Origin of the sequence: Paenibacillus sp. 19GGS1-52, from assembly GCF_022369515.1 — a bacterium.
Classification (GTDB): Bacteria; Bacillota; Bacilli; order Paenibacillales; family Paenibacillaceae; genus Paenibacillus_AQ.
The window spans coordinates 2,844,376-2,869,430 of the sequence record NZ_CP059724.1; the positions used below are offsets into that span (position 1 = coordinate 2,844,376).

28 protein-coding genes are annotated in these 25,055 nt (G+C 44.3%); all 28 read left to right on the top strand.

What is annotated here, in order from left to right; all coding sequences use genetic code 11:
- Nucleotides 1–103: 103 nt before the first annotated feature.
- Nucleotides 104–1,222: a DNA-processing protein DprA gene (dprA, locus tag H1230_RS13545; RefSeq protein ID WP_239716102.1), complete on the top strand. Its 1,119-nt coding sequence runs from the start codon at nt 104–106 to the stop codon at nt 1,220–1,222.
- Between the two features lie 36 nt (nt 1,223–1,258).
- Nucleotides 1,259–3,358 carry a type I DNA topoisomerase gene (gene topA / locus H1230_RS13550; RefSeq protein ID WP_239716104.1) on the top strand — a complete coding sequence of 700 codons (2,100 nt, stop codon included), beginning with the start codon at nt 1,259–1,261 and terminating at the stop codon, nt 3,356–3,358.
- A gap of 24 nt (nt 3,359–3,382) precedes the next feature.
- Nucleotides 3,383–4,741: an FADH(2)-oxidizing methylenetetrahydrofolate--tRNA-(uracil(54)-C(5))-methyltransferase TrmFO gene (gene trmFO / locus H1230_RS13555; protein ID WP_239716106.1), complete on the top strand. Its 1,359-nt coding sequence runs from the start codon at nt 3,383–3,385 to the stop codon at nt 4,739–4,741.
- Nucleotides 4,742–4,759: 18 nt separating this feature from the next.
- A complete protein-coding gene (gene hslV / locus H1230_RS13560; protein WP_154120335.1) occupies nt 4,760–5,302 on the top strand; it encodes an ATP-dependent protease subunit HslV in 543 nt (180 codons plus the stop codon).
- A 35-nt stretch (nt 5,303–5,337) separates the two neighbouring features.
- Nucleotides 5,338–6,741 (top strand): ATP-dependent protease ATPase subunit HslU, encoded by a 1,404-nt coding sequence (hslU, locus tag H1230_RS13565; RefSeq protein WP_239716108.1) that lies wholly within the window; start codon nt 5,338–5,340, stop codon nt 6,739–6,741.
- A gap of 378 nt (nt 6,742–7,119) precedes the next feature.
- Nucleotides 7,120–7,527, top strand: a complete 408-nt coding sequence (gene flgB, locus H1230_RS13570) for a flagellar basal body rod protein FlgB (protein ID WP_239716110.1) — start codon at nt 7,120–7,122, stop codon at nt 7,525–7,527.
- 5 nt (nt 7,528–7,532) lie between these two features.
- Entirely contained in the window at nt 7,533–7,979 is a 447-nt protein-coding gene (gene flgC / locus H1230_RS13575; protein WP_239716112.1) for a flagellar basal body rod protein FlgC, read from the top strand.
- A 75-nt stretch (nt 7,980–8,054) separates the two neighbouring features.
- Nucleotides 8,055–8,318, top strand: a complete 264-nt coding sequence (gene fliE, locus H1230_RS13580) for a flagellar hook-basal body complex protein FliE (RefSeq protein ID WP_239717299.1) — start codon at nt 8,055–8,057, stop codon at nt 8,316–8,318.
- A gap of 34 nt (nt 8,319–8,352) precedes the next feature.
- A complete protein-coding gene (fliF, locus tag H1230_RS13585) occupies nt 8,353–9,939 on the top strand; it encodes a flagellar basal-body MS-ring/collar protein FliF (protein WP_239716114.1) in 1,587 nt (528 codons plus the stop codon).
- A 4-nt stretch (nt 9,940–9,943) separates the two neighbouring features.
- Nucleotides 9,944–10,960 carry a flagellar motor switch protein FliG gene (gene fliG / locus H1230_RS13590; RefSeq protein WP_239716116.1) on the top strand — a complete coding sequence of 339 codons (1,017 nt, stop codon included), beginning with the start codon at nt 9,944–9,946 and terminating at the stop codon, nt 10,958–10,960.
- Entirely contained in the window at nt 10,953–11,801 is an 849-nt protein-coding gene (locus tag H1230_RS13595; protein WP_239716118.1) for a FliH/SctL family protein, read from the top strand. The genes fliG and H1230_RS13595 overlap by 8 nt, the downstream gene beginning before the upstream one ends.
- Nucleotides 11,794–13,107: a flagellar protein export ATPase FliI gene (fliI, locus tag H1230_RS13600; RefSeq protein ID WP_195724380.1), complete on the top strand. Its 1,314-nt coding sequence runs from the start codon at nt 11,794–11,796 to the stop codon at nt 13,105–13,107. Before H1230_RS13595 ends, fliI begins: the two co-directional genes overlap by 8 nt.
- Nucleotides 13,108–13,116: 9 nt before the next feature.
- Nucleotides 13,117–13,560, top strand: coding sequence for a flagellar export protein FliJ (fliJ, locus tag H1230_RS13605; protein WP_239716122.1), 444 nt, complete (start codon nt 13,117–13,119; stop codon nt 13,558–13,560).
- 17 nt (nt 13,561–13,577) lie between these two features.
- Nucleotides 13,578–14,507, top strand: coding sequence for a MotE family protein (locus tag H1230_RS13610; RefSeq protein WP_239716124.1), 930 nt, complete (start codon nt 13,578–13,580; stop codon nt 14,505–14,507).
- 23 nt (nt 14,508–14,530) lie between these two features.
- A complete protein-coding gene (locus H1230_RS13615; protein ID WP_239716126.1) occupies nt 14,531–16,126 on the top strand; it encodes a flagellar hook-length control protein FliK in 1,596 nt (531 codons plus the stop codon).
- A 32-nt stretch (nt 16,127–16,158) separates the two neighbouring features.
- The gene (gene flgD, locus H1230_RS13620; protein WP_481857138.1) at nt 16,159–16,653 is read left to right on the top strand and encodes a flagellar hook assembly protein FlgD; all 495 of its coding nucleotides are present in this window, start codon (nt 16,159–16,161) and stop codon (nt 16,651–16,653) included.
- 2 nt (nt 16,654–16,655) lie between these two features.
- Nucleotides 16,656–17,039 (top strand): TIGR02530 family flagellar biosynthesis protein, encoded by a 384-nt coding sequence (locus H1230_RS13625; RefSeq protein ID WP_239717303.1) that lies wholly within the window; start codon nt 16,656–16,658, stop codon nt 17,037–17,039.
- 132 nt (nt 17,040–17,171) lie between these two features.
- Entirely contained in the window at nt 17,172–17,990 is an 819-nt protein-coding gene (flgG, locus tag H1230_RS13630) for a flagellar basal body rod protein FlgG (RefSeq protein WP_239716128.1), read from the top strand.
- A 111-nt stretch (nt 17,991–18,101) separates the two neighbouring features.
- Nucleotides 18,102–18,326 carry a flagellar FlbD family protein gene (locus tag H1230_RS13635; RefSeq protein WP_154120312.1) on the top strand — a complete coding sequence of 75 codons (225 nt, stop codon included), beginning with the start codon at nt 18,102–18,104 and terminating at the stop codon, nt 18,324–18,326.
- On the top strand, nt 18,323–18,790 hold the full coding sequence (locus H1230_RS13640) for a flagellar basal body-associated FliL family protein (RefSeq protein ID WP_239716130.1): 468 nt from the start codon (nt 18,323–18,325) through the stop codon (nt 18,788–18,790). The genes H1230_RS13635 and H1230_RS13640 overlap by 4 nt, the downstream gene beginning before the upstream one ends.
- A 39-nt stretch (nt 18,791–18,829) precedes the next feature.
- Entirely contained in the window at nt 18,830–19,828 is a 999-nt protein-coding gene (gene fliM, locus H1230_RS13645; protein WP_239716133.1) for a flagellar motor switch protein FliM, read from the top strand.
- Nucleotides 19,818–21,131, top strand: a complete 1,314-nt coding sequence (gene fliY, locus H1230_RS13650) for a flagellar motor switch phosphatase FliY (RefSeq protein ID WP_239716135.1) — start codon at nt 19,818–19,820, stop codon at nt 21,129–21,131. The genes fliM and fliY overlap by 11 nt, the downstream gene beginning before the upstream one ends.
- A 26-nt stretch (nt 21,132–21,157) precedes the next feature.
- Nucleotides 21,158–21,523, top strand: coding sequence for a response regulator (locus tag H1230_RS13655; RefSeq protein WP_019910416.1), 366 nt, complete (start codon nt 21,158–21,160; stop codon nt 21,521–21,523).
- 15 nt (nt 21,524–21,538) lie between these two features.
- A complete protein-coding gene (locus tag H1230_RS13660) occupies nt 21,539–22,066 on the top strand; it encodes a flagellar biosynthetic protein FliO (RefSeq protein WP_481857139.1) in 528 nt (175 codons plus the stop codon).
- A complete protein-coding gene (gene fliP / locus H1230_RS13665) occupies nt 22,063–22,845 on the top strand; it encodes a flagellar type III secretion system pore protein FliP (protein WP_239716139.1) in 783 nt (260 codons plus the stop codon). The genes H1230_RS13660 and fliP overlap by 4 nt, the downstream gene beginning before the upstream one ends.
- 22 nt (nt 22,846–22,867) lie before the next feature.
- Nucleotides 22,868–23,137 (top strand): flagellar biosynthesis protein FliQ, encoded by a 270-nt coding sequence (fliQ, locus tag H1230_RS13670; RefSeq protein ID WP_239716141.1) that lies wholly within the window; start codon nt 22,868–22,870, stop codon nt 23,135–23,137.
- A 7-nt stretch (nt 23,138–23,144) separates the two neighbouring features.
- Nucleotides 23,145–23,930 (top strand): flagellar biosynthetic protein FliR, encoded by a 786-nt coding sequence (gene fliR, locus H1230_RS13675; RefSeq protein WP_239716143.1) that lies wholly within the window; start codon nt 23,145–23,147, stop codon nt 23,928–23,930.
- Between the two features lie 28 nt (nt 23,931–23,958).
- Entirely contained in the window at nt 23,959–25,047 is a 1,089-nt protein-coding gene (gene flhB, locus H1230_RS13680) for a flagellar biosynthesis protein FlhB (protein WP_239717305.1), read from the top strand.
- Nucleotides 25,048–25,055: the final 8 nt, after the last annotated feature.

Consider the following 25,055-nt stretch of genomic DNA (forward strand, 5'->3'; position numbering starts at 1 on the left):
GTGTATAATCACTTTTAAAGGTAAGCAACCTTTTGTTCCTGCCAAGGGAATGAAAGGTTGCTTTTTTGCGTTTACAAGTAAATTCTGAAGGAGAGAGTTCATTATGGAGGAACGTAAATTAATATTTGGATTAAATGAAGTGGAAGGCATCGGCTGGAAGAGCATCGACAAGATACGCAAAGCGGGTTTTTTGACGGAAAAAGCATTTTCTTATACTCCTGAGGACTGGGAGAGCATTGGACTTACTAATAAAATGTCGAATCGACTTGCCTCAATATATGATGCTGAGTGGATAAACAAGCGGTACTCTTTAATGAAAGAAAGCGGTGCAGCAATGGTTACTCCGTTCGATGGAAATTACCCTGAATTATTAAAAGAGACGGCGCAGCCTCCCTGGGTACTCTATTACCGTGGGCGTTTGGAACTGATCTCCCGGCCCGCTATTGCCATGGTAGGTACCCGTGTACCCACTGCGTATGGACGCAAGGTGGGCGAAATACTGGCTGAGGAGCTTAGTGCTGCGGGCCTAACAGTCGTTAGCGGGCTGGCGCGGGGGATTGATAGTGTCTGTCATGAAGCGGCACTGAGAGGACGTGGAGGCACTATCGCGGTGATGGCTACTGGAATGGATAGGGTCTATCCACCTGAGAATCGGGAACTGGAGCGTCTGATTGGCCGAGAGGGACTGGTGCTTACGGAGTATCCACTTGGTACCCAAAGCCACCCTGGGCTTTTTCCACAACGCAATCGTATTATTGCAGGTCTTACTCTGGGGACTGTGGTCGTCGAGGCTGACATTCGGAGTGGTTCTCTTATCACGGCAGATGCTGCAATGGAAGCTAATAGAGATGTGTTTGCCGTTCCTGGTCCGATAACTTCTCCCAAAAGTAGGGGAGCGTTAGATTTGATCAAACAAGGAGCAAAGCTGATTACCTGTGCTAAGGATATTGTCGAGGAGTACGCATCTTATTTGGACAAAATTCCCGCTGAAATCAGGGAATCTGAGTCATTTGTCCCTGAAGCTGGAAACTTGGGCTTTGAAAAAAATTTGACAAGTGAGGAACTGCGACTATACCATATACTCCATCAAGGGCCATTTACGCTGGATGATCTTTTGATGAGGACCGAATGGGATTTTGGACATTTGCATTCAGTTCTGTTATCTTTAATCATAAAAAAAGCGGTAACACAATTACCAGGAGCAATTTATAAGGTAATTTAATATAGTAGTGCGAGTGTTAACGAGGAGGACGAATCTATGGCGGATGTATTAGTGATTGTCGAATCGCCGGCAAAAGCGAAGACCATCGGCAAATATTTAGGCAGTAAATATATTGTAAAGGCATCAATGGGTCATATTAGGGATTTGCCAAAAAGCCAGATCGGCGTCGAAGTTGAGAATAACTTCAACCCCAAATATATCACGATTCGTGGTAAAGGCTCCATTTTGAAGGAATTAAAGGATGCTAGAAAAAAAGTGAAAAAAGTGTACCTCGCAGCTGACCCTGACCGTGAAGGTGAAGCTATCGCTTGGCACTTGGCCCATGCGCTGGATTTGGATGTTACAGAGGATTGTCGAGTTGTTTTTAATGAGATTACCAAGCAAGCTGTGAAGGATGCTTTTAAGACTCCACGCAAGATTAATATGGATCTTGTGAACGCCCAGCAGGCCCGGCGGATACTAGATCGTCTCGTGGGTTACAAGATTAGTCCTCTATTATGGAAGAAAGTCAAAAAAGGCTTATCCGCTGGACGGGTACAATCCGTAGCTGTGAAGATTATCATGGACCGAGAAAATGAGATTTCGATGTTTGTTCCGACGGAATATTGGAGCATTACAGCCAAGCTTGGCATTCGTGATTCTCTTCTTGAGGCTAAATTCCACAAGCTTAATGGCCAGAAGAAGGAGCTTAATCAGGAAAGTGATGTGCAGGAGGTTCTTGAGGCCATCAAAGATGCTGCCTTCAAGGTGAGTGAAGTTAAGGAAAAGGAAAGACAGCGTCACCCATCAGCTCCGTTTACTACGAGCTCACTGCAGCAGGAAGCTGCCCGTAAGCTGGGATTCCGTGCAGCAAAGACAATGTCTGTTGCGCAACAGCTGTATGAGGGTGTGGAATTAGGCAAAGAAGGTACGGTTGGTTTGATTACCTATATGCGTACAGACTCCACACGGCTATCCGTAATTGCGCAGGATGAGGCCAAAGAGCTGATTGCTGCCAAATATGGTGAGAAGTTCATTCCAGAAACACCGCGGCAGTATTCCAAGAAGGCCGCCGGAGCACAGGAAGCACATGAAGCGGTTCGGCCGACTTCAGCTATGCGTGAACCAGATATGGTGAAGGAGTTCTTGAGTCGGGATCAATTCCGTTTATACAAGCTGGTTTGGGAGCGATTCGTATCCAGTCAGATGGCTTCTGCCTTGCTGGATACGCTTTCGGTTGATATCACTGCTGGCACAGCCATCTTCAGAGCTGTAGGTTCCAAAGTTTCATTCCCTGGTTTTATGAAGGTCTATGTGGAAGGAAACGATGATGGAACTACGGATGAAGACAAATATTTGCCGCCGCTTAAAGCAGGAGATGACTTAATCAAGCAAGATATCGAACCTAAGCAGCATTTTACACAGCCGCCGCCTCGCTACACAGAGGCCCGTTTGGTAAAGACGCTGGAAGAACTGGGTATAGGACGTCCAAGTACCTATGCCCCAACCTTGGAAACCATTCAGAAGCGTGGTTACGTAGCAATCGAAGAGAAAAAGTTCATGCCGACAGAGCTGGGAGAACTTATTATAGAACAAATGGAGCAGTTCTTTCCTGAAATCCTTAACGTGGAATTCACGGCTCACATGGAAGGGGATCTTGACCATGTGGAGGAAGGTGCGGAAGATTGGGTGAAGGTTCTTGCCGAATTTTACGAGACTTTCGAGAAGCGTCTTATCTTTGCAGAAGAGGAAATGAAGGAAATAGAGATCGAAGATGAGGTCTCTGATGAGTTTTGTGAGAAATGCGGTAAGCCGATGGTGTATAAGCTGGGGCGATTCGGTAAATTTCTGGCTTGCTCTGGATTTCCAGATTGCCGCAATACCAAGCCTATCGTGAAGGATATCGGCGTCAGCTGTCCGAAATGCAATGAAGGACGGGTAGTGGAACGCCGCAGCAAGAAAGGGCGCGTCTTCTATGGCTGTGATCAATACCCTGGCTGCGATTTCGTTTCATGGGACAGACCGTCCATTAAGCCTTGTCCTGTCTGTGGCTCTTGGATGGTAGAGAAGCGTAATAAGCAGGGAACCAAGCTGCAATGCACTTCTTGCGACCATACAGAGGCAGTCCTTGACAATGAGGAAGAACTAGCAGAATAAAGTCTTAACAGGAGGAAGTTTAAATTGACCGAGATAGCAAAAGTTACAGTAATTGGTGCAGGCTTAGCCGGAAGCGAAGCAGCCTGGCAAATTGCCTCACAAGGCGTGCCGGTGAGATTGTATGAGATGCGGCCTGTTGTGAAGACGCCAGCGCATCATACGGATCAATTCGCGGAGCTCGTGTGCAGCAACTCGCTGCGCGCTAACGGACTTGCTAATGCAGTGGGTGTATTGAAGGAAGAAATGCGGCGGCTGAATTCACTTGTGCTAGGCGCAGCTGACCGAAATGCAGTACCAGCTGGCGGAGCACTTGCTGTGGACCGGGATGGATTCTCTGGCGAGATTACGGCAACTCTGCACAATCATCCCCTTGTAGAAGTCATAAATGAAGAACTTACGCATATACCGGAGGAAGGGATTGTAGTTATTGCTACGGGGCCCTTAACTTCACCGGCATTATCAAATGATATAAAGGCTTTACTGGGTGAAGAGTATTTCTACTTCTATGATGCTGCTGCACCTATTGTTGAGAAGGATACCATCGATATGAGCAAGGTATATCTTGCCTCCCGATATGATAAGGGAGAAGCCGCCTATCTGAATTGTCCAATGACGGAAGCTGAATTTGATGTGTTTTATGATGCGTTAATTTCGGCAGAGACTGCTGAGCTCAAGGATTTTGAGAAGGAGATTTACTTTGAAGGCTGTATGCCGATTGAAATTATGATGCGGCGCGGCAAACAAACAGCACTATTTGGCCCGATGAAGCCAGTGGGGTTGGTAAACCCGCATACGGGTAAGCTACCTTATGCTGTTGTACAGCTTCGTCAGGATAATGCAGCCGGAACGCTTTATAATCTTGTCGGCTTTCAGACTCATTTGAAATGGGGCGAGCAAAAGCGCGTGTTCTCCCTGATTCCTGGTCTTGAGCAAGCAGAGTATGTACGTTACGGGGTTATGCACAGAAACACCTTTATTAATTCACCTAAGCTGCTGCATCCTACCTATCAAATGAAGGGTCAGGAAAGACTGTTCTTTGCCGGCCAAATGACTGGTGTAGAAGGTTATGTAGAGTCGGCAGCTTCTGGTCTTATAGCCGGGCTTAACGCTGCTAGAGCTGCATTGGGTCAGGAAGGTCTGGTCTTTCCGGAGGATACTGTTCTGGGTAGTATGCCTGCATATATCACTTCGGCCGATCCAGAGCATTTTCAACCGATGAATGCCAATTTCGGTTTGCTGCCAAAGCCTGAGAAGAGAATGCGGAGTAAACAAGAAAAAAATGAACTTCTAGCCTACCGAGCACTGGATAGTCTTGCTGGGTTTGCAGCCAAGACAGGTCTTACCCACACAGCGCCGGACGATGAAGAGCAGAGCCCATCTTAAAGGAGGTTATTTACAATTATGGTTCCTAGTTTTCATGCCACTACAATATGTGCTGTAAGACACAACGGCCAGGCTGCTATTGCTGGTGATGGTCAGGTTACATTCGGAGAGAGCGTTATTATGAAAACGACGGCTAAGAAAGTCCGTCGTCTGTATAGAGGACAAGTAATCGCCGGTTTTGCGGGTTCGGTAGCGGATGCAATAACCTTGTTTGAGAAGTTCGAAGGTAAGCTTGAGGAACATCACGGCAACTTGCAGCGGGCTGCTGTAGAGCTTGCCAAAGACTGGCGCCAGGACCGTATCCTGCGCAAGCTGGAAGCATTGATGATCGTAATGGATAAGGATGGCATGCTGCTTATTTCGGGTAACGGTGAAATCATCGAACCGGATGATGATGTGCTAGCCATAGGTTCTGGAGGCAACTTTGCCTTAGCATCCGGCCGTGCTCTTAAACGACATGCTCCTGCATTAAGTGCAGCGGAAATCGCCAGAGAAGCACTCCAGATTGCTTCCGAAATATGTGTGTACACCAATTCCAATATTATTGTTGAACAATTATAGGCCCCGGTGCCATAAGAGAGATGGAGGAAGTCACGATGGTGAATCAATCACTTACACCCCGCCAAATCGTAGCCGAATTGGATAAATATATTGTAGGTCAGAAGCAGGCCAAGAAATCGGTGGCCGTTGCACTGCGCAACCGCTATCGGCGCAGTCTGTTGGCCGAGGAACTCCGTGATGAAGTCGTACCGAAGAACATTTTGATGATTGGTCCAACGGGTGTAGGGAAGACCGAGATTGCCCGCCGTCTGGCGAAGCTCGTAAATGCACCTTTTATTAAAGTGGAAGCAACCAAATTCACTGAAGTCGGTTATGTAGGCCGCGACGTGGAATCCATGGTTCGCGATCTGGTGGAGACATCCATACGCATGGTGAAGCTAGAACGGACAGAGAAGGTTAAAGACCGTGCAGAAGAATTAGCTAACGAGCGAATTGTCTCTATACTGGTTCCTTCATCCTCCAAAGGCAAGACTCAACGCAATCCATTTGAAATGATCTTTGGAGGAAACGGTTCAAGTCAAGAGGATTCCAAAGAAGATGCTGAACAAGACGGAAGTCTAAGTGAGCGCCGTCGTGGGATTAAGTTTAAGCTGTTGGCTGGCCAATTGGAAGAGACCATCATTGAAATCGATGTTGAAGACACTACTCCAAGCATGTTGGATATGTTCGCTGGCCAAGGGAATGACCAGATGGGCATGAACATGCAGGAAATGTTCGGCAGCCTATTGCCTAAGCGCACCAAGAAGCGTAAGCTTCCAATCCGAGAGGCTCGCAAAGTACTGACTCAGGATGAAGCAGGCAAACTCATCGATATGGATGATTTGATTCAGGAGTCAGTGACGCGGGCTGAGCAGTCCGGTATTATTTTTATTGATGAAATTGATAAGGTGGCTAGTCAAGGCAAAGGCTCAGGTCCAGATGTATCTCGTGAGGGCGTACAGCGTGATATCCTCCCGATCGTCGAAGGGTCTACAGTAATGACGAAATATGGCCCTGTGAAGACGGACTACGTGCTCTTTATGGCTGCCGGTGCATTTCATATCGCCAAGCCCTCTGACCTTATCCCTGAGCTTCAGGGCCGCTTTCCGATCCGTGTGGAACTAAGCAGTCTGACCCTGGAGGACTTTGTATCTATTTTGACCGAACCAGAGAATGCACTGACGAAGCAATATGTGAATTTGCTCAAAACAGAAAATATTGAAATACAGTTTCAGCCGGAAGCTATTTATGAGATTGCCAGAATAGCAGCTTCAGTTAATCAAAATATGGAGAATATTGGCGCACGACGTTTGCATACCATTTTGGAGAAGCTTTTAGAGGATTTGTCCTTTGAGGCTCCAGAGTTAACTTTGGACACTATGGTTATCACACCGGAATATGTGCGTGAGAAACTGGCGAGCATTGCACAGGATCGGGACTTAAGCCAATATATCCTGTAATGTGCCGACAACCTTCGGCATATTACGAATTTAGGTAGTTTGAATTAGAAATTTAAAATTGCGTGTCCGAAAAAAGGAATTAAAAGTAAGTATATGAAATAAAAAAGAATATTTTGGAACTAAAAAGGTTGAATATGGAAAATAAATGATCTAAGCCCTGTCTTTTCTGAAAAGATAGGGCTTATTTCTTATTGTAATAATATACAAATTCTAAGAGAATCAATGTATGTGAGAAAGATATAATATTGTTTGACGACACCATTCGACTTAATTCGAGAAATATGGGATTTTTTTTGCTTTTTTTGTCGAATCTAGCAGGAATTTAGAAGGAAGTTGTAGAATTCTTTTCATTATGATAGGTTTGAAAGGGGGATATCCATGGGATTGCTGAATAGTGTCAGTTTTCAAAGATTACAGGGAGGCATAGACGCTGCCAGCAAACGGCAAAGTGTTCTCGCTAATAATGTAGCTAATGTCGATACACCAAATTTTAAACGCTCTGATGTTTCATTTGAAAGTTTTCTCCAACAACAAGATAGTGGACTAAAGTCCCAACTCAGTGCCAAGGTAACGGATTCCCGCCATTTTCAGTTCGGATCTAATACTGTTGTACCCGCTACAGTCGTCACTACAGATGAAACAACCTCAATGAATAACAACGACAATAATGTAGATATTGACCGGGAAATGGCGCTAAGCGCTGAGAACCAGCTCAGGTACAGTTCTTATATTCAACAAATGAACAATCAGTTTACGATGATGCGTACCGTAGTTGAAGGGAGATAATAAAAATGAACTTTGGTAGCAGTTTTGGGATCAGCGCTTCTGCACTAACTACTCAGCGGTTGCGAATGGATGTTATTTCCTCAAACATTGCCAATGCCGAAACAACGAGAGCATCTGTTGTCAATGGCAAAGCAGTTCCATACAAGCGTAAGCTTGTAGTACTGGAAGCCGCCCAGAGTGATAAGTTTTCGAATATTTTACACTCCAAAATGAATGGGAGCGCAGAAGGTGTTAAGGTTCAATCTATAATTGAAGACACCTCTCCACTGAAGCCAGTGTATAACCCAAGTCATCCTGATGCAGATGCGAACGGATATGTGTATATGCCAAACGTCGATATCACAAAAGAGATGGTAGACATGCTGTCTGTATCTCGTTCATATGAAGCCAATGTCACAATGCTTAATGCGACAAAAGGTATGGTGAGTAAGGCACTCGAAATAGGGCGGTAAAGTAAATAACATCTAGGGAGGGAATAGGTTATGCAAAGTTTGTCTATTGGAACTCAAGCTGTACAGCAGCTTGCTATGAAACCGACAACAACTAAGTCCTCAGCAGATAGCGCTGATTCAACGGACAGCTTCGGTTCTTATTTGGAAGACGCACTGAATCAAGTATCTGCTCAGGAGCAAACTTCTAAGGATATGAGTAACAAGTTTGTTTTGGGAGAAGTAAATATAGATGAAGCAATGATTTCATCGCAACAGGCTCTGCTAAGTTTGCAACTGACTACTCAAGTCCGGAACAAAGTGATTGAAGCCTATCAGGAAATTATGAGAACTCAGATTTAGATAATCCTAGTTTGATTTCGGATGGGGTGACACTGTGAATGAAAGATTGGCCCAATATCGGGAGAAATTGCTCCTGTATTGGAACAAATTTAGTGGTAAACAAAAAATATTATTTTTTTCAACATTGTTTATCATCATAATAATAATCGTAGTTTTGACAATGCAACTATCGAAGACGGAATACGAAGTGGCTTTTAAGGATTTGGATAGCACGGATTCAGCTGGCGTAATGACTTATCTGGACTCAGCTGGGATTTCTTACCGTTTAAGTCCTGATGGAAAAAGTATCTCTGTACCTAGTACTGAAGCAGCACGAATTAAGGTAGACATAGGGTCTCAGGGGATTGTGCAAGGTGGTTCTATTGGTTACAAAGTATTTGACACAAATTCATCAATGATAGGCACAACTGACAGTGAATTTAATGTGAAGTACAATAACGCACTAAACGGTGAAGTGGAACAATTAATGAGGCGTATGCAGGGAATCAAGGACGTCAAAGTCCTTATTAATCTGCCCAAAGAGACCGTGTTTGCCTCACAGTCTGATCAGGAGCAGGCATCTGCTTCCGTGGTGCTTACCTTTACCCCGGGATTTAGACCGAGTCAAGATAATATCGACGGATACTTCAATCTTGTAAAGACAGCGGTACCCAATTTGCCGATTGCAAACATAACGATCGCTAATAATGAAGTTGAATTAATGCCTACAGCCAAAGGTGGACAGGCAGGGGTCTCCAGTCAAGTAGAAGAGAATTTTGCACTGCAAAAGAAATTTGAGGATGACGTCAAAAAAGATGTCAAACAATTTTTGAGCACTCTTACTGGTCCCGACAAAGTGGATGTCTTGGTATTCTCCAAGCTGAACTTCGATAAAGAAAGTCGTAAAGAGGATCTTGTTACTCCTGTTGATGTACCAAATATGAAGGGGATCGAGATCAGTTCGCAAATTATCAGCAATACTTATTCGGGTCAGGGAAACACCACTGGAGGCGTAGCAGGTACGGGTTCACAAGATGTTGCGGGGTACCCTTCAGGAACGAATACAGGCACGTCAACCTCGGATGAATCTTCGGAAACGAGGAATTATGAGGTCAATAGAATCACAAGAGATATAATAGCCAGCCCTTATTCTGTAAAAGATTTAACCATAAATGTTGCTGTTGAACCACCAACTGGTCAAACTACTTTGGATCAGCCTACATCGGCTGCCATCCAAAATATTCTGGTCAATATCGTCCGTGCTTCACTTGCGGATTCTGGTGTTATTTATACAGACGCTGATTTAGCAAAAAAAGTTTCGGTTTATTCACAGCAATTTGGTAGTAATACTGTAACTGCTACTTCGGCTGGACTAGCAACATGGATGATATGGGCGATCGGCGCAGCTGCACTGCTCGTCGGTGTCGGTGGTGGATATCTGTTCTACCGTAGTCGTAAAAAGACTGCTGAAGAGGAAGAAGAAGACATTCCATTACAAGTTCCAACTGAATTTCCATCTATTAATATGGAGAGTGTGACGAATGACAGTCAAGTTCGTAAGCAGCTTGAGAATCTGGCAAAGAAGAAGCCGGATGAATTCGTAAATCTGCTACGTACATGGCTTGCTGACGAACAGAGGTGAACCAATGGCAAAAGCTAACCAGCAGGTACTTAGCGGCCGTCAAAAGGCGGCAATCCTGCTTATCACACTAGGACCCGAGGTATCGGCGCAAATATTCAAGCATTTGAAAGATGAGGAGATTGAACAACTGACACTCGAAATTGCCAATGTCCGCAAAGTGGAGAGCGGTGAAAAAGAAACGATCATGTCAGAGTTCCATCAGATATGCCTCGCTCAGGAGTATATATCGCAAGGTGGTATTAACTACGCCAAAGAGATTCTGGAGAAAGCGTTGGGTCCGCAAAAAGCAATGGAGGTTATTAATCGCCTGACTGCAACCTTGCAAGTAAGACCCTTTGATTTTGCGCGTAAGGCAGATCCTAATCAGATTCTGAACTTTATCCAGAATGAGAATGTACAGACGATTGCACTTGTTCTATCCTATCTTCAATTTGAACAGGCTGCGGCAATCCTTTCTTCGCTACCACAGGAGAAGCAGGCTGAGGTAGCCAGAAGAATTGCCGTTATGGATAGTACCTCTCCAGAAGTTATCACTCAGATTGAGCGAGTGCTGGAACAGAAACTTTCAGCAACTGTAACTCAGGATTATACAAATGCGGGTGGTATCGAGTCAATTGTACAGATCCTGAATGGGGTGGATCGCGGTACAGAACGGACCATTCTGGACTCCCTGGAGATCCAGGATCCAGAACTTGCCGAAGAGATCAAGAAACGGATGTTTGTGTTCGAGGATATTGTTAACGTAGACAACCGTTCGATCCAAAGAATTATTCGAGATATCGAGAACGCAGATTTGCAATTGGCACTCAAAGTTGCCAGCGAGGAAGTACGGGATGTTATTTTCCGCAATATGTCCAAACGTATGGCTGATACATTCCGGGAAGAGATGGAGTATATGGGTCCGGTGCGGCTGCGTGATGTTGAGGAAGCCCAGACCCGCATTGTTGGCACGATCCGTAGACTGGAAGAGTCCGGTGAAATAATTATTGCCCGCGGTGGAGGAGATGACATAATTGTCTAAGCTGATCAAACACTCCCAATACGTTCCGGTAGATGTTCTGAAGAGACTGGAGCAGGCAAGGCATCATGCTGGTCTTGTTGAAGAGCCTATTACGGAAGAGTATACCGGAGAAGTACACTATCAGGACCCAGCCCGTGAAGCGGCGGAATTAGCCCGTAAGCAAATGCTGAAGGATGCCCAGGAATTTGCCGAAGGGCAAGTCCGGAACGCATCCCAAGAAGCAGAGAATATTGTGGAATCGGCGCGGTCGGAAGCTGAAGAGTGGTGGCGTCAACGCCGGGAGCAGGATGAGCATCTTATCGAAGCTGTCAAATCCGAGGGGTATCAGCTAGGTTATCAGGAAGGCGTATCGCAGGCTGAGCAAGAAATGAAAGAGAAAATTGCCGGAATGATGGAAGAAGCGCGAACAGTACTATATGAAGCCTATAAGGCTAGAGATGTCATTATTCAGGAAGCAGAGCCTTTTCTGGTAGAGCTAAGCTGCGATATTGCTGAGAAAATAGTAGACAGGCAGTTAACTGTTGAACCACAGTTTACGATGGAGTTGATCCGAAAGAATCTGGCTCGTAAACGCGAGCAAGGAATGATTTCCTTGTGCGTAGCACCAGCACAGTTTGCATTTGTGAACGCAGCAAGGGAGGAATTAACACTCGCTGTTGATTCCCAGGCTGAATTGCAAATTTTGCCTGACGCTACTGTGAAAGACCGAGGTTGTGTGATCCGCTCTTCCTTTGGAAGCATTGATGCCCGTATTGATACTCAGCTTGCAGAAATTAAGAAAGAGCTGGTAAGGATCGCGCTCGATACTGAAGAGCACGGAAATGGGGAAGACGATGCTTGACAGCAAGCGTTACAAAGAGCAGCTGCGTAATTTCGACCCTGTAAGGATCAATGGTAAAGTCACACAAGTTATCGGGCTTATGGTTGAATCAGAAGGGCCAGATGCCAGCATAGGCGATGTGTGCTATATCTATCCAGCAAAAGGCAATAAGCCGCTGCAGGCTGAAGTCGTTGGTTTTCGTGACAACAAGGTTTTACTAATGCCGCTTGGAGAGCTGCAAGCTATTGGTCCCGGTTGTGATGTTGTCGGTACGGGAAAGCCATTAAGTGTTCAGGTCGGTTCAGAACTGCTGGGTAAGATACTTGATGGTCTTGGACAGCCGCTTGACGGCTCGCTCATCCCAGCTCGGATGCCGCATAGCTCTACCTTTAACATCCCGTCCAATCCGCTCAATCGTCCAAGAGTACTGGAACCAATCAGTATTGGTGTTAGAGCGATTGATGGATTATTGACAATTGGTAAAGGACAACGGGTGGGTATCTTCGCAGGCTCTGGTGTTGGAAAGAGCACATTGATGGGTATGATTGCCCGGAATACTTCAGCTGACGTAAATGTTATCGCTTTGATTGGGGAGCGAGGCAGGGAAGTACTGGATTTCATTGAACGTGACCTGGGTCCAGAAGGGTTACAACGTTCGGTGGTTATCGTCGCTACATCGGACCAGCCAGCGTTAATTCGGATTAAGGGAGCACTTATTGCTACAACGATTGCTGAATACTTTCGGGATCGTGGACTTAATGTCATGCTGATGATGGACTCTGTTACGCGGTACGCTATGGCTCAACGTGAAGTTGGCCTTGCGGTAGGCGAACCTCCGGCAATGAGAGGATATACTCCTTCTGTATTTGCTAGCTTGCCGAAGCTGCTGGAAAGAGCAGGAACTGGGCCTACGGGTTCAATAACCGCATTTTATACTGTGCTGGTTGACGGTGATGATATGAATGAGCCCATTGCGGACGCTGTTCGGGGAATACTAGATGGACATATTGTGCTGAACCGGAGCATTGCCAATAAAGGACATTTTCCTGCAATAGACGTACTTTCGAGTATTAGTCGTGTAATGAAGGATATCGCACCTGAAGAACAGATCGCAGCAGCAGAAAATGTAAAACGACTAATGGCAGTTTATAAGGATTCAGAGGATTTAATTAATATCGGAGCCTATCAGAGAGGTTCTAATGCTCAGATAGATGAGTCAATGCATTACATTGATAGCATTTGGGAATTCACCAAACAGAAGGTAGATGAAAAAGTAACGCTTGCCGAAGTTCAACAATCTTTAATTTCTCAATTCTCAAGGAGCTGATCCGGTATTGTGAGATTTCATTATACTTTTCAAAAAGTAGTGGATTTGAAGGGCAATGAGAAGACACAGGCAGAGTGGATTCTTTCAAGCGCGTTAGTTGAACTACAGGCACAAGAAAAAAGTCTTGATGAGTTAACGGATCAACGCAATGCTATCATAACCTCTTTGCAAAGTGCTGCTGAACAAAAGACGCCAATGGCAAAGATTATGGAAATGCAGGAATATGTTAATTATCTCGATACATGCATTGCCCGTAAAAATAAGGACATTAGCCATGCGCATCAGGAAGTCCAGAACAAGCAAGAAACGCTCAGTACGAAGGTGCTGGATGAAAAAGTATGGTTGAAGGCGAAAGATAAGGCTCAAACCTTATTTCAGCAAAGTATGAATTTACGGGAGCAAAACGAAATGGATGAGATGGCTACCGTCCGGTTCGCGATGAAATCCCTCTAACTGGGAGGTTTCCTCAAGTGGCTAAGAAAGATATAGAGCTTGAAAATGAAGGATCAGCAGGAAAGCTTGAACGTTTTTTATTTTTAATGATACCGATTATATTCACGCTTGTACTGCTTGGTGTACTATTAACGCTTTTTAACATGGATATTCGCAATAATGTGCTCCAGATTGCAAATAAGATCCCTATTGTTCAAAATTGGTTCCCTGATCCAGTAGCGGATCCGCAGCAGCAAACTGTGGATCAGGCAGCAAGCTCGGACACAACGGTCAAGCAGTTAAAGGCGGAACTTGCTAAGCAGGAAGCGAATCTGAAAAAGGCTAAGGAAGAGAAAACGGCTCAAGATACGCAGTTGAAATCTTTGCAAGCCCAGGTTGAAAAAATGAAAACAGAGGCAGCGGCAGCGGCAGTAGCCGTAACGACACAGGCTGTAGATGATCCTTATCAGAAGAAGGTAAGTGATCTTGCCCTGCTTTACGCAGGAATGAAGCCGGCGAATGCAGCACTGATTATGGCAAATTTAACAACAGAAGAAATGGTGCAAGTCTTCAGTGCAATGAGTACTTCAAGTAAGACAGCAATTCTGGAAAAGATGGATCCCAAAAAAGCTGCAGAAGTTTCAATAAAGCTAAAAGAAACGACAACTTCTACCGATATGGCAATTGCAGCCCTTCAATCACGCTTGAAAAAGGATGCTTCCACAACGGCAACAACTGGAACCAGTGCTAATCTGGATAAAGCAAAGCTTGTACAGACCTTCACCACGATGACGGCAGCCAATGCGGCTGTACTTCTCGGATCAATGTACGCAATAAGCCCGGATAAAGTAATTACAATACTGAATTCTGTAAGCGACAGCGTACGGTCCTCTATATTAGGGGAAATGACCAAAAATGACAGTGCACAGACAGCCAAGGTCGTTAATCGGCTAATGGGTGGTAAATAACATTTGAAGGGAGGTGAAAATATATGAGTTTAGTTGTTCAATCAAATTCTAGTGGTAATGCCTTGACGGCAAATGGGACAACCTCAGCTTCTGCTTCTAACGGAGCCGCAGTAGTACTACCATTTGCACAGACGCTTGTCCAAACTATGGGCGAAAATACAGCGCAGAAACAGGCAGCACCGTTACTTGGAAACTTAGCTTCTCTGCTTCAAGGCTTACTAAATGCAGTACAGCCTACTGGTAAGGAGAGTGAGGAGTCGGTTCCTAAGAGTACTGATCTCGCAGCTGGTCTGAAAGAAGATATCGATAAGTTGGATGATAGTATCAGTGCTGACCCAACCTTGCTTGTTGCCTTGCAAAGCTGGCTTCTTCAGGTATCTGCCTTATTATCAGGAAGTAGCACTTCCAAAACAGTTACGACAACCGGAGCAGAAGCTGGTAGTGAGGTCGCAACTAAAGGCGGTATTGAGACAGCTGGCAGTTTGTCGCCATTAGCACAGAATCCCGCTACTATCCGGTTTGCCGTTCAGGATGATCTCAACAGTCTGGTTAATTTGGTTCAACAAGCTGTTGTCAGTGGGAATACTGAATCTGCAGCTAAAGGAATTAATTTATTGAATAATTTCACGGCACTGTTAGAGCAGGTATCTACTGCAGACAACACAAATAAAGTAACAGCTTCCAATGTAGTTGTGAATTCTGGCGGAATCTTAGAACAGCCTGCTGTAACCAAGAACAAAGTAAATAACAAAACAACATCATCTGATGTAGTCGTGAATTCAGGCGTAGTGTTCGATCAGCCAACTGGAACTGAGGCCAAGGTAGATTCTAAAGACAAGATAGCAAAAGCTATCCCCACTTGGATTAACCGTTTGGAAGATATCTTAGCGCCCAAGAAAGAGACAAGCGCAACTGCTACAGTTGCAACCTCAACTACTGTAGAAGCAGATTCCGAGATTTCAAACATACCTGTGCTTAAGGTAATTGTTGCTGAGGAAGTCAAGAAGACTAATGCAGCTAAGGATTACTTACCCGAGGTAAAGATAGTTTCCAAAGATCCAGAAGTCGTTACTGTGGGTCAATTATCCTTGCGTGGTGGAATTACAGCTCCACTGAAATCGGAGGTGCCTCCGGTACCGATTCAGAGGTTTGTGCAGGAAATGACCGGACTTATTACTGGTAAATTAGGTATTGTTAATAAGGGTGGAATTGCTGAAGCTACGATCTCACTATTCCCGGAGAATCTTGGACAAGTGGATGTTAAGATTACTATGCAGAACGGTAATCTGGTTGCTCAGTTCTTAACGCAAAATTCAACAACAAAAGATATGTTGGATCAGCAAATGACGCAGCTGCGGACAGCATTGCAGTCCCAGGGGTTGCAGGTTGAGAAATTGGAAGTGACACAGAATAATACACCTTTGCAGTCTCAATTTGGTCAAGAAGGACGTCAGCCTGGTTCTGGAGGACAGCAGACAGACAGTCGTGCCAAAAAAAGCCGCGGAGATTCCAAAGATGCAATCCATGCCGCTGAGTTGAATAGTGAATGGAAAGAATGGACCGCAAACGCAGTGCAGTCAGAACGGAATCAAGGTGAAACTTTTTCTGCTAAAGCTTAAATCCTGAATTCACGAAAGTGAGGTGAATCAACATGACAACTAACCCTGTATCTACCAGTGACCAATGGAACTATTCGGCTGCTAATGCGGCTGCAGCAAGCAAAACTACCGGCAACTCTACTTTAGGCAAGGATCAATTCTTGAAAATTCTTATTACTCAGCTGCAGAATCAGGACCCTATGCAGCCGATGGAGGACAAAGAGTTTATCGCTCAAATGGCTCAGTTTTCATCCGTAGAGCAATTAATGAATATTTCAACCCAGTTAACTGCATTAAATCAATCACTTGGCTCAGTATCGGGACTTATTGGTAAGTCTGTCACCTGGAATGATGCAGATACAAAATTGCCGAAGACGGGTAATGTTGAATCTATCGTTGTAAGTAGCGGTGTTCAATATGCAGTTGTGGGTAGTGAGAGAATTGCTTTAACCGATATTACACAAATTCAGAATGCTGCAGCGGAAGTAAATACTATTACAGACAGTAATACTAGTACTTCAGGAGACAGTGGGGAGAGCGGGGCGTGACTATGAGCGACCGGCTAACTATAGGTCAAATGTATCCTGTAAATGTTCATTCATCAGTTCTACAGCGACCATCAGCAACTAAGAACTCCGTGACTCCGGAAGCTTCATTTGAAACTGTCTTGCAGCAAAAAATGCTGAAATTCAGCAATCATGCCGCTAAACGTCTGGAGCAAAGAGGGATAGAGCTCGGGAGTCGTGAGTTGGAACAGATCTCGTCCGCAGTGGACAAAGCTGCAGCCAAGGGCAGTAAAGAATCTTTGATATTGATGAAAGACATGGCTCTAATCGTTAGTGTTCAGAACAGAACGGTAGTTACAGCTATGGATGGAAGTTCGATGAAAGACAATGTTTTTACACAGATTGATAGTGCTGTAATCATATCCTAAACCGGCCGGTCCTAACGGAGAGCCGGGGTGACCGCCGACCGACTGACGCGGTCCCAGCTCTGAATCACTATAGTATTCCAAATAATTCACTTTAGGAGTCATAAGACTTCATAATCTGGGAGGACAACAAACATGTTAAGATCTATGTATTCAGGAGTTTCAGGAATGCGCGGTTTCCAAACGAAGCTGGATGTTATCGGTAACAATATTGCTAACGTTAATACCATTGGCTTCAAATCGGGACGTGTAATGTTTAAAGATATTATGAGTCAGACGGTTTCTGGGGTTACAGCTCCAACAGATGGCGCCCAGGGCGGTGTGAACGCCAAGCAGATTGGATTGGGTGTAAGTATAGGATCAATTGATACTTTGCATCTAGCTGGCAGTGCAATGACGACCAATAATCCAACTGATCTGCGGATTGATGGTGATGGTTTTTTCATGGTTAAGCTTTCAGACGACCAAGCAACTCCGTTTCTCACCCGTGCAGGCGACTTTCATATGGATGCAAGCCGCAACCTTTTGACAGCTGATGGAATGCACGTGCAGGACTCTGACGGTGCATCCATTCAATTGGGTACAGATGTTACAGCGTTCACCATTTCCAATGATGGAACACTTGTCCAAACCATGGCCGATGGAACTACACAACAAGGTGTTAAAATTGGAGTGGCTAAGGTCAGTAACCCCGAGGGTCTGGAGAAAATTGGCGGCAATCTCTATCGTATGACTTTGAATGCCAATGTTGATGGTGAACTGGTTCCCACGACTGCAAACAATACAGAAACAGGTACAGGAGCAATTGTTGCTGGTCAGTTGGAAATGTCCAATGTGGATCTCACGAATGAATTTACAGAAATGATTGTATCTCAGCGGGGTTTCCAAGCGAATTCACGTATCATTACTACTTCAGATGAAGTTCTGCAAGAAATTGTTAACCTGAAACATTAATTACAAGATACTTAACGAGGTGCTTACTAATAGCATTTCGTTTTGGCAAAAGTTCTATTGTAAAGTCACGGGGGAGGGTCTCCTTCCCCTATTTTTGTTAGGAGGCCTGTTATGATTTCAGTAACAAGATTAAATGGTACACCAATGTGGCTAAATGCTCTGTTGGTAGAAATGGTTGAAGAAAGCCCCGATACATATATTACACTCGTCACGGGGAAAAGATTGATCGTTCTTGAAAAAGCCGATGAAGTCATTACGAAGATCCGGGATTATAACAGGGACATAGGCACATATGCTGCCACCATCAAAGTCCAATCAATGGAGGAGCTTTCATGAAGAAGATGCTGCCGTGGCTCATCACAATTTTATTGGCGATTACACTTATCGCAGTAGCCGCATTTTTATTAATGGATAAAATCTTTCCGAGTAATGCAAATCCTGTAACTGCAGCAGTTGAGAAGGTGGAAGCCAAGAAATTAAGCGCTGACGAAATCGTTAAATTAACGTCAGAAATCATTGACATCAAAACTAATCTTGCTGACCCCGATTATATCGTTATGATAAACTTCGCATTTCAATTGGATACTGCAACCGCCAAAACGGAATTCGATAAAATTAAAGATATTAAGATTAAGCCGCTTATTATTAAGACGCTTGCCGATACTAAACCGGCCGAGCTCAATGGGGCAAATGGCAAAGATCAACTTAGTAGCAAGCTTATTAATCTAATTAATAAGACTTTGACTGAAGGCAAGCTGACTCAAATAGAAGTGACTAGCTTCATATTGACTACTTTGTAGCTGCAGTCGTGATTATTCTCTGATGGGGGGGTGAATGAATTGGTTGATGTACTTTCACAAAACGAAATTGATGCTCTGCTTGCTGCACTATCATCCGGTGAAATGGATGCTGATGAGCTTAAAAAAGAAGAAACACAGAAAAAGATCCGTTCTTATGACTTCAAACGGGCTGTACGTTTTTCTAAAGATCATATCCGCAGTCTTACGCGGATTCATGACAATTTTGCCCGCTACCTTACAACCTACTTTTCAGCTCAATTGCGGACTTTTGTGCAGATCAGTGTCGTTCAGGTAGAGCAGCTCCCTTATGATGAGTTTATTCGCTCCATTCCGAAAATGACGATTTTGAATATTTTTGAAGCCGAACCTCTAGAAGGTCGAATGGTAATGGAGGTTCATCCTAATATCGCTTTCGCCATGCTGGATAGGCTATTAGGAGGTTTTGGAACGGCCCCCTCAAAAATCACTAATTTAACCGAGATTGAAACAACAATTATGGAACGTATTTTTAGCAGGTGCTTTGAGAGCCTGCAGGAAGCCTGGAAGACGGTTCTGGATATTCAGCCACGAATGGAGGCACTGGAAACCAATCCACAGTTTATGCAGATTGTATCGCCGAATGAGACCATTGCGTTGATCTCCTTAAGTACCAAAATTGGAGATACAACGGGGATGATCAATCTTTGTATCCCCCATGTTGTGCTAGAACCGATTATGTCAAGGCTGTCCGTTCACCAATGGTTTGTTACTGAGAAAAAAGTGCGGGATGAAGATGAACTAGCGGCTATTAAAGCTAGGGTACATAGAGCCCAGCTTCCAATTGTGGCTGAGCTAGGCGAATCGAATATTTCAATTGCTGAATTTCTTGGACTCGCTGTTGGTGATGTGATTTCACTGAACAAGACCGTGGATTCCGGACTTTCGATTAAAGTAGGAAACAAGCTGAAATTCATTGGGAGTCCAGGAATGATTAAAGATCGGGTGGCTGTGCAAATAGACGAGATTGTTAGTGAAGGAGTTGAAGAATTTGACGAGTAAAGATTATTTATCCCAAGAAGAAATCGACGCCCTTCTACGACAATCCGCAGAGGGCACATTGGCTCCCGTGGAGAAGTCGGTGAACGACTTTTTAACACCATTCGAACAGGACGCCTTGGGGGAAATAGGTAATATAACATTTGGCAGCGCAGCAACTGCCCTCTCCACCTTGCTGGGTAAAAAGGTTGATATCACTACACCACAGGTATCTATTATCACACGTAGCGAGTTCGAAGAAGCGTTCCCTAAACCACATGTTGCAGTACACGTTCAGTATGTTGATGGTTTTCAAGGCATTAACTCACTCGTTATCAAAATTAGGGATGCTCAAGTCATCGCTGATTTAATGCTTGGTGGTGAGGGAGATCCCAAGGACGAAGAGCTCAATGAAATTCATATCAGCGCCGTTCAGGAAGCCATGAATCAGATGATGGGTTCATCCGCAACCTCAATGTCGACTATTTTCAACAGGTTCGTTAATATCTCCCCTCCGGGAATCGACATACTCAATATGTCGAGTGGAGAAGGGGTAGGCAGCCTACCTGATGCAGAGACGCTGATTCGTATTTCATTCCGTCTCAAAATAGGTGATTTAATTGATTCGACAATTATGCAGCTTTTGCCGGTGAAGTTTGCGAAAGACATGGTAACAATGTTGCTTGGTGATGTTAGTGCAGAGACACAAGAGGCAGCCGCCGCGTCTATGGAAGCAACTTCTAAGTCAGCACACTCAGCACCACCCGAAACAGCTCCACCAGCACCTCCGGTGCAGCAGGCACCCTCTCAACCGATGGGAGGTGTACCTCCGCAGTATCCGCCGCAGGGAATGCCACCTTACCCGGGAATGCCAGAAGGAGGCTATTATTATCCTCCAGCAGGAATGCCTGCATATGGAATGCCCGGGATGCCGCCATATGGAATGCCACCGCAAGGTATGCCATATGGACAGGCTCCACCGCCTAATTCAATACCGAATCGCAACGTAAATGTACAGCCAGTGCAATTTGCTAACCTTACTGGTGGGGCTTTTGGTAATATTGATGAAAATAATTTAAATTTATTGATGGACATACCACTGAGAGTAACCGTAGAATTAGGTAGGACCCAGAAGCAGATCAAAGATATTTTAGAAATGTCCCAAGGTTCGATTATTGAGCTGGATAAACTGGCTGGTGAGCCAGTGGACATTTTGGTTAACAACAAGCTTATTGCCAAAGGGGAAGTCGTAGTTATCGACGAAAACTTCGGAGTTCGCGTTACGGATATCGTCAGCCAGTGGGACCGAATTCAAAAATTACAATAAGCATATTTAGGGAGGATTTTGTAAAAATGGCTAATCGAATTCTAATCGTGGACGATGCAGCATTTATGAGAATGATGATCCGGGACATTTTGTCGAAAAATGGATTTGAAGTAGTGGGGGAAGCTCAGGATGGTTCTCAAGCTATTGAGAAATTTAAAGAACTGCGTCCAGACTTAATCACGATGGATATTACAATGCCTGAGATGGACGGAATCGCCGCCCTTAAAGAAATTAAAAAAGTGGACGCTAACGCTAAAGTAATCATGTGTTCAGCCATGGGCCAGCAGGCTATGGTTATCGATGCTATTCAGGCGGGCGCTAAGGACTTTATTGTAAAGCCTTTCCAAGCTGACCGTGTAATTGAAGCTATCAACAAAACGCTGGGCGTGTAGTAAAAAGACATGTCATTGTCAACCAATTCAGTACCGCTCGGCGGCGATAACGCCCTGCTGAGTTTGTTTAAAGTTATTTTTGTCCTTGCGGTAATTGTTGTACTTATTGTGTTGCTGATCCGGTTTCTAGGACGCCGAAATCAAACTTTTATGAGTAGCCGTTCCATTCGCACCCTTGGTGCGGTTGGACTTGGCCCTAACAAGTCGATGCAGGTTATTGAAATTGGCAGCAGCCTATATTTAATTGGGGTGGGTGAGAATATATCCATTCTGGATAAGGTTATCGATCCAACTGAGGTAGCATTGATCATATCGGCATTCGAGAATCCATCCTCAGGCCAGAATAATATTCTCGCACCCCTTATTGCCAAGATCAAGGGTAAGTTGCGCGGGGAAATTCCATCTCAAGAAATCGAACTTAGTGAAACATCATCCTTTTATGAAACATTGCAATCCAAGCTTCGTACTGCGCCTGAACGCAAAGAGAAACTGGAAGAACTGCTTCGGGATGATGCCTCTAAGGTTGAGTCGAGGGATTTATGAAAAAAAAGCTAATCCTTGTTTTTCTGCTACTCGGTATCTTAAGCGTACTTATGATTCGCCCGATACATGCTGATCCTATACCTAACATCAATATTCAAGTCGGCAATAATAATGATGGTTCAAGTGGTGGTGCCAGTGGTGGTACCAGTTCTATATCTATTCTGCTTCTCACTACGGTACTTAGTGTAGCGCCTGCTTTCTTGATGCTGATGACCAGCTTTACACGGATTGTGATTGTACTGGGTTTTGTTAGAACATCGCTAGGAACACAGCAGATGCCTCCGAATCAGGTTTTGGTAGGTCTTGCTCTTTTTCTCACATTGTTCATTATGTCTCCAACTTTGGCTACTGTGAATGAAACGGCTCTGCAGCCATATATAAAGGGTACAATAACGCAGACTGAAGCGCTTAATAAGGCCGCTGATCCGATGAAGGAGTTCATGTTTAAGCAGACTAGCACCAAAGATTTGTTGCTATTTATGAACTATACCAGCAAAAACAGCACCACGACAAAGCCCGCAAACTATAGTGAAATTCCACTAACGGTGATGGTACCGGCTTTTGCAATCGGTGAAATGAAAAAAGCTTTTACAATGGGGTTCTTGATTTTCATACCATTTCTCATTATTGATATTGTAGTTGCAAGTACTTTGATGGCTATGGGTATGATGATGTTGCCTCCGGTTATGATCTCATTACCGTTTAAAATTATGCTCTTTGTACTGGTAGACGGCTGGTACCTAGTCATAAAATCACTTCTATTAAGTTTTAACCCCTGACGCAAAAGAGGAGGCATGAGGGATGAGTACGGAGTTTATTATTGGTCTAGCTGGTCAAGCCGTATATTTGGCACTTGAAGCCAGCGCTCCCATGCTGATTCTTGGTCTGGTGGTAGGACTGATAATCAGTATTTTTCAGGCAACTACACAGATTCAGGAGCAGACGTTAGCTTTTGTTCCTAAAATCGTTGCTGTAATGCTGGCATTATTGGTTTTTGGACCGTGGATCATCACGAAGCTGATGGATTTTACCAGTCAGATTTTGGGCAATCTCAATATGTACATTGGATAATATCAGTATGGAGTCCATACAGCAAAGTTTACCCGTCTTTATGTTGATTTTTTGTCGAATTTCAGCTTTTTTTGTTGTAATTCCCGTTTTTTCTTCTCGAAGTATTCCAACAACATTTAAGATTGGCCTTTCATTTTTTATATCATTAGTGATATTTAGTGCAATTGGCACGGGAGTCACGGTTCCTCAGGATCTTAGTTATGTTTTGCTGATCGCTAGAGAGGTATTAATAGGGTTACTACTCGGTTTTGTAGGATATCTCATGTTTACAACGATTCAGACGGCTGGCTCTCTTATTGATATCCAGATTGGCTTTGGGATGGCAAATGTTATTGATCCAATGACAGGTGCCTCTGCACCAATTATCGGTAACTTCAAGTATATGATCGCAATGCTGATGTTTCTAAGTATGAATGGGCATCATTATTTGCTAGATGCAATCGTATACAGTTATAAATGGATTCCGCTTAATAATGATTTGTTTCTCAAAATGATAGATGGAAGTTTGTCCGAGTTTCTGGTCCGAACTTTTGCACAGTCGTTTGTACTGGCGTTTCAAATGGCGGCTCCTTTAGTAACTGCGCTTTTTCTGACCGATGTGGGTCTTGCCTTTCTTGCTAAAACTGCTCCACAGTACAATGTATTCGTTATCGGGATTCCACTCAAAATTATTGTGGGTCTTGCGCTGCTACTTGTATTGATGCCAACTCTAGCCGTGCTATTCCAGAACCTCTTCGATATTATGTTCCAGTCCATGCATAATTTACTAACCATCATGGGGAATAAACCATAGGTGACTGTAAGGGGAGAGTGTTATGCCAATAACGAAGCGTTATAGACTGGATCTTCAACACTTCGCGGGCGAAAAGACGGAGAGAGGTACTGCGAAGAAAAGACAGGATGCACGTAAAAAGGGCCAAGTGGCCAAAAGTGCTGAGTTAGCCGGTGCTTCAGTGTTACTGATGGCAATTGTATGCTTAATGATGTTTGGTGGCTTTATGAAAGAACGTTTTATGTCGCTGTTCACTGATGTTTTTCTGAACCGGCTACAGATGGAGCTGACTCCAGAGAATGTGACTGAACTTTTTAACCAGTATGGTATTCAAATATTAATTCTGCTTGCTCCGCTGCTAGGGCTTACATTTATTATCGCTATTGTGGCGAATATTGCTCAGGTGGGCTTTATGGCAACTGGTGAAGGGCTTACCCCAAAGTTCGGCAAGCTTAATCCGATCAAGGGCTTCAAAAATATATTTTCCACTCGCTCCTTCGTTGAGTTTCTAAAGTCAATATTTAAGCTTGTATTGATTGCTTATCTGGTTTATAGCACACTTTGGGGCCAGAGGAGTAGCTTTGCCTCTCTCTCTCATATTGGTACGGAAGAGATTTTCCATTTTGCTGCTAAGATGACTATGAATCTGGGAATGAAAATCGCTGTTGTACTGATGATCATGGCCTTTATGGATTTTATGTATCAGAAGTATGAGCATGAAAAAAGTCTGAAGATGTCCAAGCAGGACATCAAGGATGAATATAAGAAAATGGAGGGTGATCCTCTAATTAAAGGTAAGATCAGGGAACGTCAACGTAGTATGGCCATGAAGCGGATGATGCAAGAGGTTCCAAAAGCGGATGTAATTATTACGAACCCAACACATTTTGCAGTAGCGCTAAAATATGATGGTTCCAAGATGGAAGCACCACAGATTATTGCCAAAGGTCAGGATTTTGTAGCACTCCGCATTCGGGAGCTAGCCAAAGAGCATGGCGTTGTAACTATGGAAAACAAACCGCTGGCACGGGCATTGTTCCAACGAGCAGAAATAGGGGATGTAGTTCCCGCCGATCTGTTCCAAGCTGTAGCCGAAGTGTTGGCATATGTATATAAGCTAAAAGGTAAGAAAAGATAAGGCGGGGG